The sequence below is a fragment of the Actinomadura sp. NPDC048394 genome (genome assembly GCF_040651755.1).
Taxonomy (GTDB): Bacteria; Actinomycetota; Actinomycetes; order Streptosporangiales; family Streptosporangiaceae; genus Spirillospora; species Spirillospora montaniterrae.
In genome coordinates this window covers 44,844-59,993 of sequence record NZ_JBEZJL010000036.1, presented here as the reverse complement: position 1 = coordinate 59,993, position 15,150 = coordinate 44,844, and the positions used below count along the sequence as shown (strand labels likewise).

Below are 15,150 nucleotides of genomic sequence, written 5' to 3'. Positions count from 1 at the left end.
CCGCCGCATGTTCTGCGGCGACTCTCTGTTCTCCCAGCTCAGCCCCATGATCGCGGGCCCCTGTCAATTCCGTCCCGGACGCGCCGATCTTGCCCGCGGCGTCCTGCGCCGCGGGCGGGATCGGGCCCGTGCCTCAGCCGCCGGGCGCGGGGACGACCACCGTGCCGGTCGCGGTGACCGCGACGATCGGCTCGGCCAGCACCTCGGCGGACGACTCCCCCTTGTCGGGACGGCCCCGGCACACCACCCGGGCCTCGAAGTCCAGGGTGCGGCTGCGGGTGCCGACGCGGGTGACGACGGCGCTGGCCTCCAGCACGTCCCCGGCCCGGACGGGCGCGCGGAACTGCACGTCGGAGTAGGAGGCGAACAGGCCCTCGTCGCCGTCGGTGCGGATGCACACCTCGGTGGCGACGTCGCCGAACAGGCCGAGCATGTAGGCGCCGTCGACCAGGTCGCCGGCGTAGTGGGCGTGGGCGTAGGGCACGTAGCGGCGGTGGGTGACGGTCAGGCCCTCGCGGGGGTCGCTCATCGTCCGTCCTCTCCTTCGTCGTCGGCGGCCTGCCGGGCGTCCTGGACGGCCTGCCCCGGGAGCAGGGCGTGGACGAGGTAGCTGGCGACCTCGGCGGGCGTGGTGCCCTTGCCGAAGATCCGGTCGACGCCGAGGTCCTCCTCGGTGACGGTGTCGAACCGGGGCCCGCCGACGACCAGCAGCGGGCGTCCCATGCCGGCGGCGACGGCGGTGGGGTACTCGGCGTGGAACGCGGCGGCCATCTGCTTGGTGTTGTGCAGGTGCGCGTTCTTCTGCGTGACGACCTGGGAGACCAGCACGGCGTCGGCGTCCTCGGCCTTGGCGCGCTCGACGAGCTCCTCGACGGTGACCTGGGCGCCCATGTTCACCACCTGGATCTCCCGGTAGTACTCCAGGCCCTTCTCCCCCGCGAACCCCTTGACGTTGAGGATCGCGTCGATGCCGACGGTGTGGGCGTCGGTGCCGATGCACGCCCCGACGACGACGAGCCGCCGGTTCAGCGCGCCCCGGATCGCGAGGTTGACCTCCTGCGAGGACAGCAGCGGGTACGCGCGCTCCTCCGGGACGGGGATCGAGGCGTAGTCGATGAGGTGCCCGACCCGCCCGTAGACGATGAAGAAGGTGAAGTCGGGGCCCATCGGCTTGGCGTGCACGACGCTGGCCGGGTCCAGGCCCATCTTCCCGGCCAGCTGCAGCGCGGCGGCGTCGGCACGCTTGCCCGCCGGGACGGGCAGGGTGAACGACATCTGGACCATGCCGTCGCCGGTGGTGTCGCCGTAGGGGCGGATCACCTGGCGGGTGTCGGCGGGCTGGGCGGGGGCCTGCGTCCCCCCGGTCGTCTCGACGGTCATGCGGGCACCTCCTGCGCGGCGGCGTCGGCCGCGGTCCGGTGGGCGTGCGGGTCCTCGGTGTCGAGGATCTCGATGGCGGGGTTGACGTAGCCGTCGGCGCGTTCGACGACGCCGTCCAGTCCCTTGCCGCCGTCGGGCGGGCGGCGGGTGACGCCGAAGGTGCCCTCGGCGATCGCGGTGAGCAGCCCGTCGTCGTTGATGCGCTCCAGCAGCTCCACCGACTCCGACAGCACCTGCCTGGCCCGCTGGACGATCATCCCGTCGGGCCGCGGCATGAAGTCCTCGGCGAGGGCGCCGCAGGCGTCGCGGACGTAGCGGACGTTCTCCAGCGCCAGGTCGCGGTCCGACAGCCAGGGGGTGTGGATGCCCTCGGTCATCATCCCGATCAGGATGATCGACTGCCCGGTCAGCACCCCGGCGAGGTTGAAGAACGCGTCCAGCAGGTAGCCGGCGAAGATGTTGCCGGTCATGTGCTTGGTCGGCGGCATGTACTTCAGCGGCGCGCCGGGGAACAGCTCGCGGACGAGCTGGGCGTGCGCCAGCTCCAGCCGGAACGAGTCGGGGATCGCCGGGTTGATCTCGAAGGCGTGGCCGAGGCCGAGCTGGGCGTCGGCGAGGCCCGCCTCGTGCCCGAACCGCTCGTTGAGCAGCTGGCTGACGATCACGGTGTGCGCGGCGTCGACCGCGTCGGCGGTGGTGAGGTAGTTGTCCTCGCCGGTGTTGATGACGATCCCGGCGCGGGCGTGGATCTGCCGGGAGAAGCGCTGGTCGATGAAGGTGCGGCGGGGGTTGATGTCGCGGAAGATGATGCCGTACATGCAGTCGTTCAGCATCATGTCCAGGCGCTCCAGCCCGGCGAGCGTGGCGATCTCCGGCATGCACAGCCCGGAGGCGTAGTTGGTCAGCCGGACGTAGCGGCCGAGCTCGCGCGAGACGTCGTCGAGCGCCGCGCGCATCAGCCGGAAGTTCTCCTGGGTGGCGTAGGTGCCGGCGTAGCCCTCGCGGGTGGCGCCCTCGGGGACGAAGTCCAGCAGCGACTGCCCGGTGGAGCGGATGACCGCGACGACGTCGGCGCCCTCGCGGGCGGCGGCCTGCGCCTGCGGGATGTCCTCGTAGATGTCGCCGGTCGCGACGATGAGGTACACGAGCGGGCGCGGCGGGTCGGCGGCGTCGGGGGTGGGCAGTTCGGCCAGCAGCGCGTCGCGCTCGGCGCGGCGGCGGTCGATGCGGGCGATGCCGGTGCGGGCGGCGGCTGACGCGGCCTCGCGGGCGTGCGCGGCGTCGGTGCCGGCGGGCAGCCGGAACGACACGCGCCCGCGTGCGGCGGCCTGGGCGAGGTCGCCGAGGGTGCGGTGCGGCCCGGCGAGCAGCGCGTCCCACACCGGCAGCGCGACACCGTGCTCGAGGCCGACCTGGTCGCGGACGGCGTCGGCGAGGTGGTTGGCCCACGGCCGGCCCTCGTCGTCGGCGCCGGTCAGCCCGGCGAGGCGCAGCAGCGCCCGCTCAACCGAGACGGTGGTGTGGGAGCGGGCCATCTCGATGATCGGTTCCGCGGCCCGGGCGGCGAGCCGCCGGGCGGCGGCCACCACCTGCGGATCGAGGTCCAGCTTTCCCTGCGGCACCATTGCCGTCTCCCCTCACGCTACCGCCCCTCTCAGGCCGGTTACCGACAATCGTCCTTCTATGCGAGTTCTCTACCGGAGATCTTCCGGCATCCGAACCACAAATCGCAAGAACTAACAGCGGATCCTGCGGTTACGGGAGCACGCCCCACGTCTCCATCACTCCTTCCCCTTCCGTCCACCGCGCTCCCTCCCGGCACGGAAGCCCGTCCAGGGCCAGCCTTTGCTTCCCGCCCCGGCCGGTCACGTCACCCCCAGGTGACGACCAAAGGGAAACCAGGGACCGGACACGCTTGGTGAGCTTAGAATCACCGACAGTCGCATGCGGGCGGGGACCCGGCCCCGGCCGCCGCAAGTCCGGTTCCGCCTGGAGGGCCATGATCATTTATATTGCGGCCGCGGTGTGCGCCGTCATCGTCGTGATCCTCGCGAGCCGGCTCGTGCGGCGCGGGCGGCACGGCGTCGACGACCCCGATCCCGACGGCCCCACCACCGCGCACACCGGGGCGATGCTGTCGGCGCTGTTCCTGCTCGCGTTCGCCATCGCCATCGTGGTGCCGTGGACCTCGGCCGACTCCGCCCGCTCCAACACCTACGCCGAGAGCCAGGCGGTCGTCGAGGCGTACTGGGCCGCCTCCCGGCTGCCCCCCGCCGACGCCCAGCGCGTCCAGGCCGGGCTGCGCGACTACGTGCAGCTCGTCCGCGGCCCCGAATGGCGGCTGATGCGCGACCACGGCCGGCTCAGCGCCGCCGGATGGACGAAGCTCGACGGCCTGCGCCGCGAGGTGATCGCGGTCAACGCGAGCACCGACGAGCTGCAGAACGCCCAGGGCAGCGTCCTGGACCACCTCACCGAGATCTCCGCCGCCCGCCACCAGCGGGCCATGGACGCCAAGACCAGCCCGCCCGCCGGGCTGCTGATCGTCACCGTCCTCACCGGGATCGTCGTCATGCTGCTGCCCCTGTTCGCCGGCGCCCGGCCGCGCGGGCTGACGCTGGTCCCGCTCGCGATGATGGCCGGGCTGCTGGCCGCCGGCGTCTACCTGGTGTTCGACATCGCGCACGTGTTCCGCGGCGGCCTCGCCGTCCACCCCGACGCCTACACCGGCGCGGCGGCCGAACTGCGGCGCATCTCCGGAGGTGGCTGAGCATGCGCCGGCTGCCGCTGCTCCCCGCCGCGATCGGCGGGGCGCTCGCCGGGGCCCTCGCGCTGCCGGCCTGCGCGCTCGCCGATCCGGCGCCCGACCCGTCGTCCTCGGTCACGGTCACCGGGGAGGGCGGCGGCGGGGTGAGCGTCTGCATCGACGGGCAGGTCCACGTGAACGTCGGGCCGGGCGCGCCGGGCTGCGCGGAACCGCCCGCCGCCACCCCCGAGCCGCCGCCCCAGCCCGCCCCGCCGCAGACGCACGCCCCGCCGCCCGAGACGCCCGCGCCGCCGGAGACCGAACCCGCGCCGCCGGCCGAGGAGCCGCCGCCCCAGGCCGCGCCGCCGGTGCACGTCCCCGAGGCGCCCGCGCCCGAACCGGTGCCGACCCCGCCGCCGCCCGCACCGCACCCGGCGCGCGCGGCGGCCCCCGCGGTCCCGGCCGCTCCGCACGCGCCGCCGAGGAGGCCGAAGCCGTCGGCCTCGCCGCACCCGGTCAACCGCGCCGCGACGTCCAAGCCGAAGGCGCTGGAGCGGCGCCGCGACCCGCTCAGCACCTCGCTGGTCCTGGTGGTCATCGCGGTCGTCGTCAGCGCCGGGACGGCCATCGCGTTCGCCCGCTGACCCGGCGGGCCCGCCGCCCTGGTCGACCCGCAGGGGGCCGCCGGCCGGTGCGTCCCCGCCCGTCCCGCCGCGCCGGGGTCGGGCGGGGACGCGCCCCACCGACCCGCCCCGCACGGATCAGCGCAGCCGCGCCTTCAGATACGCAGCCGCGCCTTCAGATACGGGGCGGTGCGGCTCCCGGGCGCGGCCGCCACCCGCTCGGGCGTCCCTTCGGCGACGACGCGGCCGCCCTCGCCGCCACCGCCCGGCCCCAGGTCGATGACGTGGTCCGCGGACGCGACCACGTCCATGTCGTGCTCGACGACCACGACGGTGGCGCCGCCGTCCACCAGCGCGTGCAGCTGCCGGTCCAGCAGCTCGGTGTCGGCCGGGTGCAGGCCGGTCGTCGGCTCGTCCAGCAGATACAGGACGTGCCCGCGGCGGGCGCGCTGCAGCTCGGTCGCGAGCTTGATGCGCTGCGCCTCGCCGCCCGACAGCTCCGTCGCCGGTTGGCCGAGCCGCAGGTAGCCGAGGCCGACGTCGCGCAGCGCCGCCAGGGCGCGGGCGGCCGGGGCGACCTCGGCGAGGAACCCGGCGGCCTCCTCGACCGTCATCGCCAGCACGCCGGCGATGCTCGCGCCGTGCCAGGTGACCTCCAGCGTCTCGGGGTTGTAGCGGGCGCCGTGGCACACCTCGCACACCGCGTAGGTCGACGGCAGGAACAGCAGCTCGACCGAGACGTAGCCTTCGCCCTGGCAGTTCTCGCACCGGCCCTCCGGCACGTTGAAGGAGAACCGGCCCGCGCCGTAGCCGCGCGCCTTCGCCTCGTCCGTTGCGGCGAACCGTTTGCGGACGGCGTCGAACAGGCCGGTGTAGGTCGCCAGGTTGGAGCGGGGCGTGCGGCCGATCGGGCGCTGGTCGACCCGCACCACCCGCTGCACGCCGCCGCTCGCCTCGGCGTGCTCGGCGAGCACGTCCGCGAACGTCGACTTCCCCGACCCGGACACACCGGTGATCGCGGTGAACACCCCGAGCGGGACGTCGGCGTCCAGCCCGCGCAGGTTGTGGCGGGTGACGCCGCGCAGCTCCAGCGCCCCCGACGGCGCGCGCGGCTCCCTCGGCGGCCGGGCCCGCTCCCCGAACAGGAACCGGCGCGTCACCGACTCCGGGACGTCCCCCAGCCCGGCGACGGGCCCGCTGTGCAGCACCCGGCCGCCGTGCACGCCCGCGCCGGGCCCGACGTCGACGACCCACCCGGCGCGGCGCACGACCTCCATGTCGTGCTCGATGACGAACAGGCTGTTGCCCGCCGCCTTCAGCCGCTCCAGCACCGTCATCAGCGCCTCGGTGTCGGCGGGGTGCAGCCCGGCGGACGGCTCGTCCAGCACGTACACCACGCCGAACAGCCCGGACCGCAGCTGCGTCGCCAGCCGCAGCCGCTGCAGCTCCCCCGCCGACAGCGTCGGCGCCGGGCGGGACGTGGCGAGATACCCCAGGCCGAGTTCCTCCAGCACCTCGATCCGGGCGGTCAGGTCGCGGGCGAGGACGGCGGCGGGGCCGTCCCCCGCGAGGTTCGGGCGCAGCACGCCCGCCAGCGCCGACAGCGGCAGCGCGGCCAGCTCGGCGATGGTGCGGCCGGCGAAGGTGACCGCGAGCGCCTCGGGCCGCAGCCGCCGCCCGCCGCACACCGGGCACACCGCCGCGACCAGGAACGACTCGGCGCGGCGGCGGCGCGCCTCGCTCTTGGAGTCGGCGTAGGCGCGCAGCACCAGCCGCTTGGCGCTGGAGTAGGTGCCCTGGTACGGGCGGTGGATCCGGTGCGCCTCCCGGACCGGGTGGACGGTCACGACCGGCTGCTCGTCGGTGAACAGGATCCACTCGCGCTGCTCGCGGGGCAGGTCCCGCCAGGGCCGGTCGATGTCGTAGCCGAGGGCGTCGAGGATGTCGCGCAGGTTCTTGCCCTGCCAGGCGCCCGGCCACGACGCGACGGCCCCGTCGCGGATGCTCAGCGACGGGTCGGGGACGAGCGAGTCCTCGGTGACCTCGTGGACCTCGCCGAGGCCGTGGCAGTGCGGGCACGCGCCGGCGGCGGTGTTCGGCGAGAACGCGTCCGAGTCCAGCCGCTCCGCGCCCGGCGGGTACTCCCCCGCCCGCGACATCAGCATCCGCAGCGAGTTCGACAGCGTCGTCACCGTGCCGACCGACGACCGCGACGACGGCACCGAGCGGCGCTGCTCCAGCGCCACCGCCGGCGGCAGCCCCGTCACCTCGTCGACGGCGGGCGCCGCGACCTGGTGGAGCAGCCGCCGCGCGTACGGCGCGACCGACTCCAGATAGCGGCGCTGCGCCTCGGCGTACAGCGTGCCGAACGCCAGCGACGACTTGCCCGACCCGGACACGCCGGTGAACGCCACCAGCGCGTCGCGCGGGATCGCGGCGTCCACGCCGCGCAGGTTGTGCTCGCGGGCGCCGCGCACCCGCACGAACGGGTCGTCGGCGGCCTGCATGATCAGCACACTACCGGCCGGCCGCCGCGGTCCGGCGCCGGTCCCCGCAGGTCAGGGGCGGCGGCCCACCCCGCCGAACACCAGGAACCGCTCGGGGTCCTTCACCTCGTCATCGTCGTCGGGACGCCACAGCGGCACGTACACCAGGCCCGGGTCCAGCAGGTCCCAGCCGTCGAAGAAACGCAGGATCTCCGCGTGCGACCGCGACACCGCCGGGGACGTCGCCCGGTCGTACAGCTTGCCGATCGCTGCGGTCTTGCCCGGCTGCGCCTCGTGGGTGAGGTGGGACAGCACCAGGTGGCTGCCGGGCGCGCCCGCGTCGCGCAGCGCCGCGGCGATCCCGGCCGGGTCCTCGTCGTCCTTCACCAGGTGCAGGGCCGCAACGAGCAGGAACGCCACCGGCTTGGCCAGGTCGACGAGCCGGTTCAGCTCCGCGTGCTCCAGGATCTCCGCGGGCCGGCGCATGTCCGCCTGGATGACCGTGGCGCGGTCGTTGCCCGCCAGGATCGAGCGGCTGTGCGCGACCGCCACGTCGTCGTTGTCGACGTACACCACGCGTGCGTCCGGGTTGACACTCTGTGCGACCTCGTGCACGTTGCCCTGTGTGGGGATCCCCGACCCGATGTCGACGAACTGGTCGACGCCGGCCCGCGCCGCCGCGCGGACCGCGCGGCGCAGGAACGCCCGGTTCGCGTGCGCCAACTCCCGCGCCTGCGGCTCGATCCGCAGCAGCCCGGTCGCGAGGTCACGATCGGACGCGAAATTGTGCCCTCCGCCGAGCAGGAAGTCGTACACCCGTGCGACGCTTGGCCTCTGACCGTCGACCTCGGGTGGGATCCACTCGGAGTCCATGCATCGTCTCCCTTTTCAGCCGAGGGCCGTCGTCCGCGGGGGATTCAGCGTAACGCGAATCACACCGGGACGACCCTGACGCAGCCGACCGTGAAGGACCGATGTCAGAGCCATTCGCAGCGCACGCCGGCCCGGTGACCGTCCTGCTGGCCCCGGACGGCACGGTCACCGCCTGCGGCGACGGCGCCGCCCGCCTGTTCGGCTGCCCGGCGCCCGCCGCCGTGGGCGCGCTGCTGCCCGACCTGCTCGGCCCGGCCTGCGCCGAGCCGCTGGCGGGCGCGCTCAAGCAGGCCGCGGCCGGGCGCCCGTGGCGCGGGACGCTGCCGCTCGCCGGCGCGACGATGGAGGTCTCGTGCGACCCGATGGCGGCCGGTTCCGGCCGGACGCTGGTGGCGCTGACCGTCGCGCCGCCGTGGGCGGGCGGGCTGGAGCTGCTGAACGAGGCCGGCCGCCGGATCGGCTCCACCCTGGACCTGCACCGCACCGCCGCCGAGATCGTCGGGGTGACGGTGCCGCGGTTCGCCGACGCGGGCGCCATCTACGTCCTGGAGGCGCTGCTCGCCGACGGGCGGCCCGCGCCGCCCGCGGGAGGCGCGGCGGTGGTCCGGCGGCTCGCGATCGCCTTCGCCGAGGACGACCCGGGCTCCTGGGCGCGCGACTTCCCCGTCAACGAGGTCATCGTCTACCCGCCCGACACCCCGTACGCCCGGTGCGTCAACACCGCGCGGATGGTCGAGTTCGGCAGCGACGCCATCCCCGACGCGATCGTGCACCGCGCCGGCCCGGCCGTGGACGGGCTGCTCGACCACGTGTCGCTGCTGGCTGTGCCGCTGGTGGCGCGGGGCCGGGTGCTGGGCTTCGCGGTGTTCAGCCGCAAGCGCGGCCGGCTGCCGTTCGCGCCCGCCGACACCGCGCTGGCCGCCGAGCTGGCCTCGCGCGCCGCGACGTGCGTCGACAACGCGTGCCTGTACCGGCGTGAGCGCCGCACGGTGGCCGCGCTGCAGGCGGGGCTGAAGCCGGGCCGCGTCGCCGCGCCCGCCGGCCTGGAGATCGCGCACCGGTACGTCCCGGCGGGCGGCGACGTCGGCGGCGACTGGTACGACGTCGTGGCGCTGCCGGACGACCGGGTCGCCATCGTGATCGGCGACTCGGTCGGGCACGGCGTGACCGCGGCGGCCGCGATGGGCCAGCTGCGGATCGCCGCGCACACCCTGGCGGGCAGCGAGCTGCCGCCCGCCGAGGTGCTGACCCGGCTGGACACGATCGCGCAGGGCCTGGACGCCGCGCAGTTCGCCACCTGCCTGTGCCTGGTCTGCGACCCGGCGACGATGCGGTGCGAGCTGGCGTGCGCCGGGCATCCGCCGCCGCTGCTGGCCCTCGCCGGCGGGACGGCCCGGCACTTCGCCGTCCCGCACGGGCTGCCGCTCGGGGTGTCGGACCCGGCGCACCCGCCCGAGTACGAGCAGGTCTCCGCGGTCATCCCGGCGGGCGCGACCCTGGCGTTCTACACCGACGGGCTGGTGGAGAGCCGGCTGCGCAACGTCGACGAGGGCATCGCCCGGCTGGCGTCCGCGCTGGTCGCCTCGCAGTCGACGTCGCTGGACGCGACCGCCGACGGCGTGCTGACCCTGCTGGCCGACCAGCAGGGCCACGACGACATCGCCCTCCTCCTGGTCCGCGCGACCGGCCCCGGCACCGGCCCCGGCACCGGCGAACCCGGCGGCGGGACCGGCTGACCGGACCGGCGGCCGCTACAGGCCGGGGATCAGGTGGTTCCTGAAGGCGTCGACGAAGTACTCGTGGTCACGGCGGACGACCTCGGCGTAGCCGGTGCCGAACGCGACCATGTCCTCCACGAACGCCGACTCGTCGGCGCCGATCACCGCGTTGATGGCGTCCTCGACCTGGAAGCCGACCAGGGTGTGGTCGGAGTCGGTGTCGGACACGCAGTGCACCTTGGCGGTGGCGCGGCCGAGGTCGTCCAGGACCGACAGCATGTCCTCGGGCTCGGTGAGGCCGCCCCAGTCGAGGTCCTCCTCGTAGGGCGACAGCTCCTGCACCACGTAGCCGACCCCGTCGATCTGGGTGTAGCCGAGCCACGGGTCGGTGTTGGCCTGCAGCGCCCGCCGCGACACCGCCGTGCGGTGCCCGTGGTGCTGGAAGTACTCGCGGATGCGGGCGTCGTCGACGACCCGGCTCGGCGCGGCGACGTTGCCCTGCTTCATCGACAGGATGACGTCGTTCTCCAGCGCCTGCGTGTTGCCCTCCACCAGGATGTTGTAGGCCGACAGCCCCGCCGAGCCGATCCCGAAGCCGGACGCGCCGACGATGTCCTTCACCTCGTAGGTGAGGCTGCCGAACCGCTTCTCGGTCGGGATGGTGCGCAGGTAGTCCTGGTAGGCGGCCTCGACCTTGGCGCGCTCGGCGTCGTCGAGGCGGCGGACGCCGGCGCGGTCGCGGAACCGCCGGTCGGGGCCGTCCACGACCGTCATGCCGTCCAGCAGCCCGATCCGGGTGCCGCCCATCGCCTCGACCAGCACGTCGCGGACGTAGCCGTCGGAGTTGTCGAGGGTCAGCGCGAACTTCTCGTCGCCCGCGTGCGCCGCGAACTGCCGGACCTGGTCGACGTAGGCGCGCACGTAGGTCTCGATGAGCCGCCGGATGTCGGCGTCGGAGATCGCCTTCTGCCAGGCCAGCAGCGCCAGGCTGGCGACGAGCCGCTTGACGTCCCAGGTGAAGTGCCCGACGTAGGCCTCGTCGAAGTCGTTGACGTCGAACACGAACACGCCGTCGTCGTTCATGTAGGTGCCGAAGTTCTGCGCGTGCAGGTCGCCCTGGATCCACACGCGGCTGGTGCGCTCGTCGGCCCACGGGTCGTCGTCGTGCTGGACGTCGGCGTAGAACAGGCAGGCGCTGCCGCGGTAGAACGCGAACGGGTCGGACGCCATCTTGCGGAACCGGCGGCGGAACTCGGCGGGGCTGCGCTCCATGAGGTCCGCGAACGCCTGGACCAGCACGTCCACGATCTGGGTCTGCCGCTCCTTCGGATCGCGCCCGTGCAGTTCCCCGATGACGCTCGCCATGCTCTCTCCCTCGATGATCACCTGATCCCGCCGCTTACGGGGGATTCGACGATCATTCTGCCGAATCGGCTCCCGCCCGGGCGGTGAACAGCGGGAGAAGGGCCGGTTCCGACCGCAACAGGCCGAGCGCGGTCTCGGCGTGGCCCGGGACGTAGCCGTTGCCGATGAGCATGGTGACGTCGGCGGCGAGGCCCTCGGCGCCGAGCGCGGCGGCGGAGAACGAGGTCGCCATCGAGAAGAACACCACGGTCCCGCCGGGCGCGGTGGCGAGGATCGCGCCGTGCTCGCAGCCCGGCACGTCCACGCACACCACGGTCACGTCGGCGGGCTCGCCGATCGCCGCGGCGACCGCGACGGGGTCGCGGGCGTCGGCGCGCACGACGGTGTCGGCCAGGCCGGTCGCGGCGAGCCGTTCCTCCTCCTCCGCGGTGGGGACGAGCCCGATGGTGCGGGACGCGCCCGCGCGCCGCGCCGCGGCCAGCGACAGCGAGCCGCTCTTGCCGGCGCCGCCCAGCACCGCGACGACCGGACGCTCGCGCGACGCGACGACCCGCTCGGTGAGCGCGGGCGCGCCGCACACGTCCATGACGGCCAGCGCGACCGGCACGGGCAGGTCACTGGGCAGGACGGCGGCGATGGAGCGGGCGAACAGGATCGCGTGGCCGTCGGCCGGGACCTGCTCGGACCGGCCGTCCCAGCGGGCCAGGCCGTCGGTGATCGCGAGCGGGGTCAGGGTCAGCGAGACGAGGGTGGCGACGCGGTCGCCGGGCTCGAGCCCGAGCGGGGAGTCCGGCCCGACCTCCTCGACGGTGCCGACGAGCATCCCGCCGGACCCGGTGACCGGGTTGTGCATCTTGCCGCGCTCGCCGATGATCCGCAGCACCTCGGCGCGGATCGCGTCCGGGTCGCCGCCGTGCGCGGTGTGCAGCTGCCGGTAGGACGCGGCGTCCAGGTTGAGCCGCTCGACCCGGACGCGCACCTCGTCGGGGCGGATCGCCGGGTCGGTGTCCAGCCGCGCCGCCGCCTGCGGCAGCACGCCCGCGGGCTCCAGCACCCGGTGCAGGCCCACCGCGGTCCCGGCCGCCGTCCCCGCCGCCGTCCCGGCTCCGCTCATCCCCGCGCCCCTTCGCAACGTCCGTGTCCCGTGTGATCCATGGTGATGCCCCGGAAGATATACCGAGCACCCCTGGTTTCAGTGGAAGTCTTCCCGTAACGTCGGCTCCATACAAGACTTTTATGCGATCGATGTGACGCGAGGAGGCGGTCGACGATGACCACTGCCCTGCATCCGGACCCGGACGCGGCCGTCCGCGGCGGCGCGGCCCACCGGGACGCGGCGCGCCAGCCCTACGCCTACCGGCGCCGGCCGCTGGAGGAGCCCGACTGGCGGCGGCTGCCCGGCTGGAAGGACGTCACGGACGCGGAGTGGGAGTCGGCGCAGTGGCAGCGCGCGCACTGCGTGAAGAACATCCGCCAGCTCCGCGCGGTCATGGGCGACCTGCTGGACGAGTCGTTCTACGCCGACCTCGAGCGCGACCAGGCAGAGCGGGCGACGATGTCGATGCTGCTGCCGCCGCAGATGCTCAACACGATGGACGCCTCGTCCACCGAGGCGTTCTACGCCGACCCGGTGCGCCGGTACATGCTCCCGGTGTTCAGCGACCGGCGCACCGACTGGCCGTCGCACCCCTACGCCACCCGCGACTCGCTGCACGAGGCGGAGATGTGGGCCGTCGAGGGGCTGACCCACCGCTACCCCACCAAGGTGCTGGCCGAGCTGCTGCCGACCTGCCCGCAGTACTGCGGGCACTGCACCCGGATGGACCTGGTCGGCAACTCCACGCCGAACGTCGACAAGCACAAGTTCACCATCCGGCCGCCGGACCGGCACGAGGCCATGCTCGACTACCTGCGCCGCACGCCCGGCGTCCGCGACGTCGTGGTGTCCGGCGGCGACGTGGCGAACCTGCCCTGGCCGCGGCTGGAGTCGTTCGTCGGCGCGCTGCTGGACATCGACAACATCCGCGACATCCGGCTGGCCAGCAAGGCGCTCATGGGCCTGCCGCAGCACTGGCTGCAGGACGAGGTCCGCGCCGGCATGGAGCGGCTGGCGGCCAAGGCGCACGAGCGCGGCGCGCAGATCGCGATCCACACCCACGTCAACGCCGCCTCGTCGGTGACACCGCTGGTCGCGAGGGCGGCGCGGGCGATGCTCGACACCGGCATCCGCGACGTCCGCAACCAGGGCGTGCTGCTGCGCGGGGTCAACGACTCCCCCGACGCGCTGCTCGACCTGTCGTTCGCGCTGCTCGACGAGGCGGGCATCATGCCGTACTACCTCTACATGTGCGACATGATCCCGGGCAGCGAGCACTGGCGGCTCGCGGTCTGGGAGGCGCAGGAGCTGCAGCACGCGATCATGGGGTACCTGCCCGGCTTCGCGACCCCGCGCATCGTGTGCGACGTCCCCTACGTCGGCAAGCGCTGGGTGCACCAGCTGTCGGACTACGACCGCGAGCGCGGCGTGTCCTACTGGACGAAGAACTACCGCACCGGGCTGGAACTGTCCGACCCGGACGCGCTGACGCGGCAGTACGAGTACTACGACCCGATCTACACGCTGCCCGATCGCGGCCGGGAATGGTGGCGGGAGCGGGCCGAGGCGGCATGACCGCCCGGCGCCTTTACAAAGTAGATCTATTACGGGGCCGATCGGGCGGAATATCCTTGGACGGGTGACCTTCGAGCCGACGTCCCGTTTCCCGGTCGGCGCCACCGCGACGGTGGCCGACCTGGAGGACGACCCGCATCCCCTGCTGGCCCGCCTGCGCGCCGCCGAGCCCGTGTCCTGGCTGCCCGCCCTCGGCGGCTGGCTGGTCACCTCGCGCGACCTGGCGCAGCGGGTGATGCGGGACGCGGCGGCGTTCACGGTCGACGACCCGCGCTTCTCCACCGCGCGGGTCGTCGGGCCGAGCATGCTGTCGCTGGACGGGCCCGTCCACACCCGGCACCGCGACCCCTTCGCCCGGCCGTTCCGGCCCGCGCGGACCCGCGAGCGGTTCACCGCGTTCGTCGAGGCCGAGGTGGCGCGGCTGACCGGCGGGCTCGCGCCGGCCGGCCGCGCCGAGCTGCGCGGCGAGCTGGCCGGCCCGCTCGCCGTCGCGGTCGTCACCGAGGCGCTCGGCCTGGAGGGCGTCGACGCCGCGACGGTCCGGTCCTGGTACGGGGCGTTCGTCGAGGCCGTCTCCGCCATCACCGCCGGCGGGGACGCGCCCGCCCGCGCGGACGAGGCGTACGCGCTGCTGCGCGCGGCGGTCGAGAAGGCGATCACCGCGGACGCGCCCGGGTCGCTGCTGGCCGAGGCCGCCGCGGACGAGGCGGGCCTGAGCACCGCCGAGGTCGTGGCGAACGCGGCGATCCTGATGTTCGGCGGCATCGACACCACCGAGGGCATGATCGCCAACACCGTCATGCACCTGCTCTCGCATCCCGGCGAGCTGCGGCTGGTCCTGGACGATCCCGGGCTGCTGCCCGCCGCGATCGAGGAGTCGCTGCGGCTGGAGCCGTCGGCCTCGGTCGTCGACCGCTACGCCACCCGCGACACCGTCCTCGGCGAGGTCACGGTGCGCGCGGGCGACCTGGTGCGGGTGTCGATCGCGGGCGCGAACCGCGACCCCGCCGCGTTCCCCGACCCCGACCGGTTCGACGTGCGGCGCGCCAACGCCGGCGAGCACCTGGCGTTCGCGCACGGGCCGCACTTCTGCTTCGGCGCCCACCTCGCCCGGCTGGAGGCCCGCACGGCGGTCGCCGCGCTGCTGGAACTGCCCGGGCTGCGGCTCGACCCGTCCCGCCCGGCGCGCGCGCACGGGCTGGTCTTCCGCAAGCCGCCGCACCTGCACGTCCTGTGGGACCGGTAGCGGCCGCGGCGGCGCGGGCGCGGCGGCGCTGAGCGGCACCCG

General features: G+C 74.3%; 12 protein-coding genes. 5 read left to right on the top strand and 7 right to left on the bottom strand.

Annotation, left to right across the window (positions count from 1 at the left end; translation table 11 throughout):
• Nucleotides 1–133 precede the first annotated feature (133 nt).
• From AB0C78_RS26035 to AB0C78_RS26025, 3 genes are read right to left on the bottom strand one after another with little or no spacing between them, the layout of a single operon-like run.
• Nucleotides 134–529, bottom strand: coding sequence for a hotdog fold domain-containing protein (locus AB0C78_RS26035; protein ID WP_151547137.1), 396 nt, complete (start codon nucleotides 527–529; stop codon nucleotides 134–136).
• Entirely contained in the window at nucleotides 526–1,380 is an 855-nt protein-coding gene (locus AB0C78_RS26030; RefSeq protein WP_360752382.1) for an OAM dimerization domain-containing protein, read from the bottom strand. Before AB0C78_RS26030 ends, AB0C78_RS26035 begins: the two co-directional genes overlap by 4 nt.
• The gene (locus AB0C78_RS26025; protein WP_360752379.1) at nucleotides 1,377–3,005 is read right to left on the bottom strand and encodes a lysine 5,6-aminomutase subunit alpha; all 1,629 of its coding nucleotides are present in this window, start codon (nucleotides 3,003–3,005) and stop codon (nucleotides 1,377–1,379) included. Before AB0C78_RS26025 ends, AB0C78_RS26030 begins: the two co-directional genes overlap by 4 nt.
• A 374-nt stretch (nucleotides 3,006–3,379) precedes the next feature.
• Between AB0C78_RS26025 and AB0C78_RS26020 the strand changes: the two genes are divergently transcribed.
• Both AB0C78_RS26020 and AB0C78_RS26015 read left to right on the top strand, forming a co-directional pair.
• The gene (locus AB0C78_RS26020; protein WP_360752376.1) at nucleotides 3,380–4,150 is read left to right on the top strand and encodes a hypothetical protein; all 771 of its coding nucleotides are present in this window, start codon (nucleotides 3,380–3,382) and stop codon (nucleotides 4,148–4,150) included.
• A gap of 2 nt (nucleotides 4,151–4,152) precedes the next feature.
• Nucleotides 4,153–4,770 carry a hypothetical protein gene (locus AB0C78_RS26015; protein ID WP_360752374.1) on the top strand — a complete coding sequence of 206 codons (618 nt, stop codon included), beginning with the start codon at nucleotides 4,153–4,155 and terminating at the stop codon, nucleotides 4,768–4,770.
• Nucleotides 4,771–4,904: 134 nt separating this feature from the next.
• Here the strand turns inward: AB0C78_RS26015 and AB0C78_RS26010 are convergent, their stop codons facing one another.
• Both AB0C78_RS26010 and AB0C78_RS26005 read right to left on the bottom strand, forming a co-directional pair.
• Entirely contained in the window at nucleotides 4,905–7,256 is a 2,352-nt protein-coding gene (locus tag AB0C78_RS26010; RefSeq protein ID WP_360752372.1) for an excinuclease ABC subunit UvrA, read from the bottom strand.
• 51 nt (nucleotides 7,257–7,307) lie between these two features.
• The gene (locus AB0C78_RS26005; RefSeq protein WP_360752369.1) at nucleotides 7,308–8,108 is read right to left on the bottom strand and encodes an SAM-dependent methyltransferase; all 801 of its coding nucleotides are present in this window, start codon (nucleotides 8,106–8,108) and stop codon (nucleotides 7,308–7,310) included.
• A 101-nt stretch (nucleotides 8,109–8,209) separates the two neighbouring features.
• On the opposite strand from AB0C78_RS26005, the gene AB0C78_RS26000 reads away from it, so the two are divergent.
• Nucleotides 8,210–9,844: a SpoIIE family protein phosphatase gene (locus tag AB0C78_RS26000; RefSeq protein WP_360752366.1), complete on the top strand. Its 1,635-nt coding sequence runs from the start codon at nucleotides 8,210–8,212 to the stop codon at nucleotides 9,842–9,844.
• Nucleotides 9,845–9,859: 15 nt separating this feature from the next.
• Here AB0C78_RS26000 and AB0C78_RS25995 read toward each other — a convergent pair whose 3' ends face one another.
• Together AB0C78_RS25995 and AB0C78_RS25990 are read right to left on the bottom strand one after the other, a co-directional pair.
• Entirely contained in the window at nucleotides 9,860–11,191 is a 1,332-nt protein-coding gene (locus AB0C78_RS25995) for a DUF2252 domain-containing protein (protein WP_360752364.1), read from the bottom strand.
• A gap of 52 nt (nucleotides 11,192–11,243) precedes the next feature.
• Entirely contained in the window at nucleotides 11,244–12,305 is a 1,062-nt protein-coding gene (locus AB0C78_RS25990) for an L-erythro-3,5-diaminohexanoate dehydrogenase (protein ID WP_360752361.1), read from the bottom strand.
• Between the two features lie 156 nt (nucleotides 12,306–12,461).
• Here AB0C78_RS25990 and AB0C78_RS25985 point away from each other — a divergent pair, with 156 nt between their 5' ends.
• Complete coding sequence (locus AB0C78_RS25985) at nucleotides 12,462–13,862, top strand: lysine 2,3-aminomutase (protein WP_360752358.1); 1,401 nt, start codon at nucleotides 12,462–12,464, stop codon at nucleotides 13,860–13,862.
• A 64-nt stretch (nucleotides 13,863–13,926) separates the two neighbouring features.
• The gene (locus AB0C78_RS25980) at nucleotides 13,927–15,108 is read left to right on the top strand and encodes a cytochrome P450 (RefSeq protein WP_360752356.1); all 1,182 of its coding nucleotides are present in this window, start codon (nucleotides 13,927–13,929) and stop codon (nucleotides 15,106–15,108) included.
• Nucleotides 15,109–15,150 lie beyond the last annotated feature (42 nt).

Excerpts from the sequence above, each read along its gene's own strand:
- AB0C78_RS26010 (WP_360752372.1), bottom strand. The coding sequence starts at position 7,256 with ATGCAGGCCGCCGACGACCCGTTCGTGCGGGTGCGCGGCGCCCGCGAG.
- AB0C78_RS26000 (WP_360752366.1), top strand. The coding sequence starts at position 8,210 with ATGTCAGAGCCATTCGCAGCGCACGCCGGCCCGGTGACCGTCCTGCTG.
- AB0C78_RS26030 (WP_360752382.1), bottom strand. The coding sequence starts at position 1,380 with ATGACCGTCGAGACGACCGGGGGGACGCAGGCCCCCGCCCAGCCCGCC.
- AB0C78_RS26015 (WP_360752374.1), top strand. The coding sequence starts at position 4,153 with ATGCGCCGGCTGCCGCTGCTCCCCGCCGCGATCGGCGGGGCGCTCGCC.
- AB0C78_RS26005 (WP_360752369.1), bottom strand. The coding sequence starts at position 8,108 with ATGGACTCCGAGTGGATCCCACCCGAGGTCGACGGTCAGAGGCCAAGC.
- AB0C78_RS25990 (WP_360752361.1), bottom strand. The coding sequence starts at position 12,305 with ATGAGCGGAGCCGGGACGGCGGCGGGGACGGCGGCCGGGACCGCGGTG.
- AB0C78_RS26025 (WP_360752379.1), bottom strand. The coding sequence starts at position 3,005 with ATGGTGCCGCAGGGAAAGCTGGACCTCGATCCGCAGGTGGTGGCCGCC.
- AB0C78_RS26020 (WP_360752376.1), top strand. The coding sequence starts at position 3,380 with ATGATCATTTATATTGCGGCCGCGGTGTGCGCCGTCATCGTCGTGATC.
- AB0C78_RS25985 (WP_360752358.1), top strand. The coding sequence starts at position 12,462 with ATGACCACTGCCCTGCATCCGGACCCGGACGCGGCCGTCCGCGGCGGC.
- AB0C78_RS26035 (WP_151547137.1), bottom strand. The coding sequence starts at position 529 with ATGAGCGACCCCCGCGAGGGCCTGACCGTCACCCACCGCCGCTACGTG.
- AB0C78_RS25995 (WP_360752364.1), bottom strand. The coding sequence starts at position 11,191 with ATGGCGAGCGTCATCGGGGAACTGCACGGGCGCGATCCGAAGGAGCGG.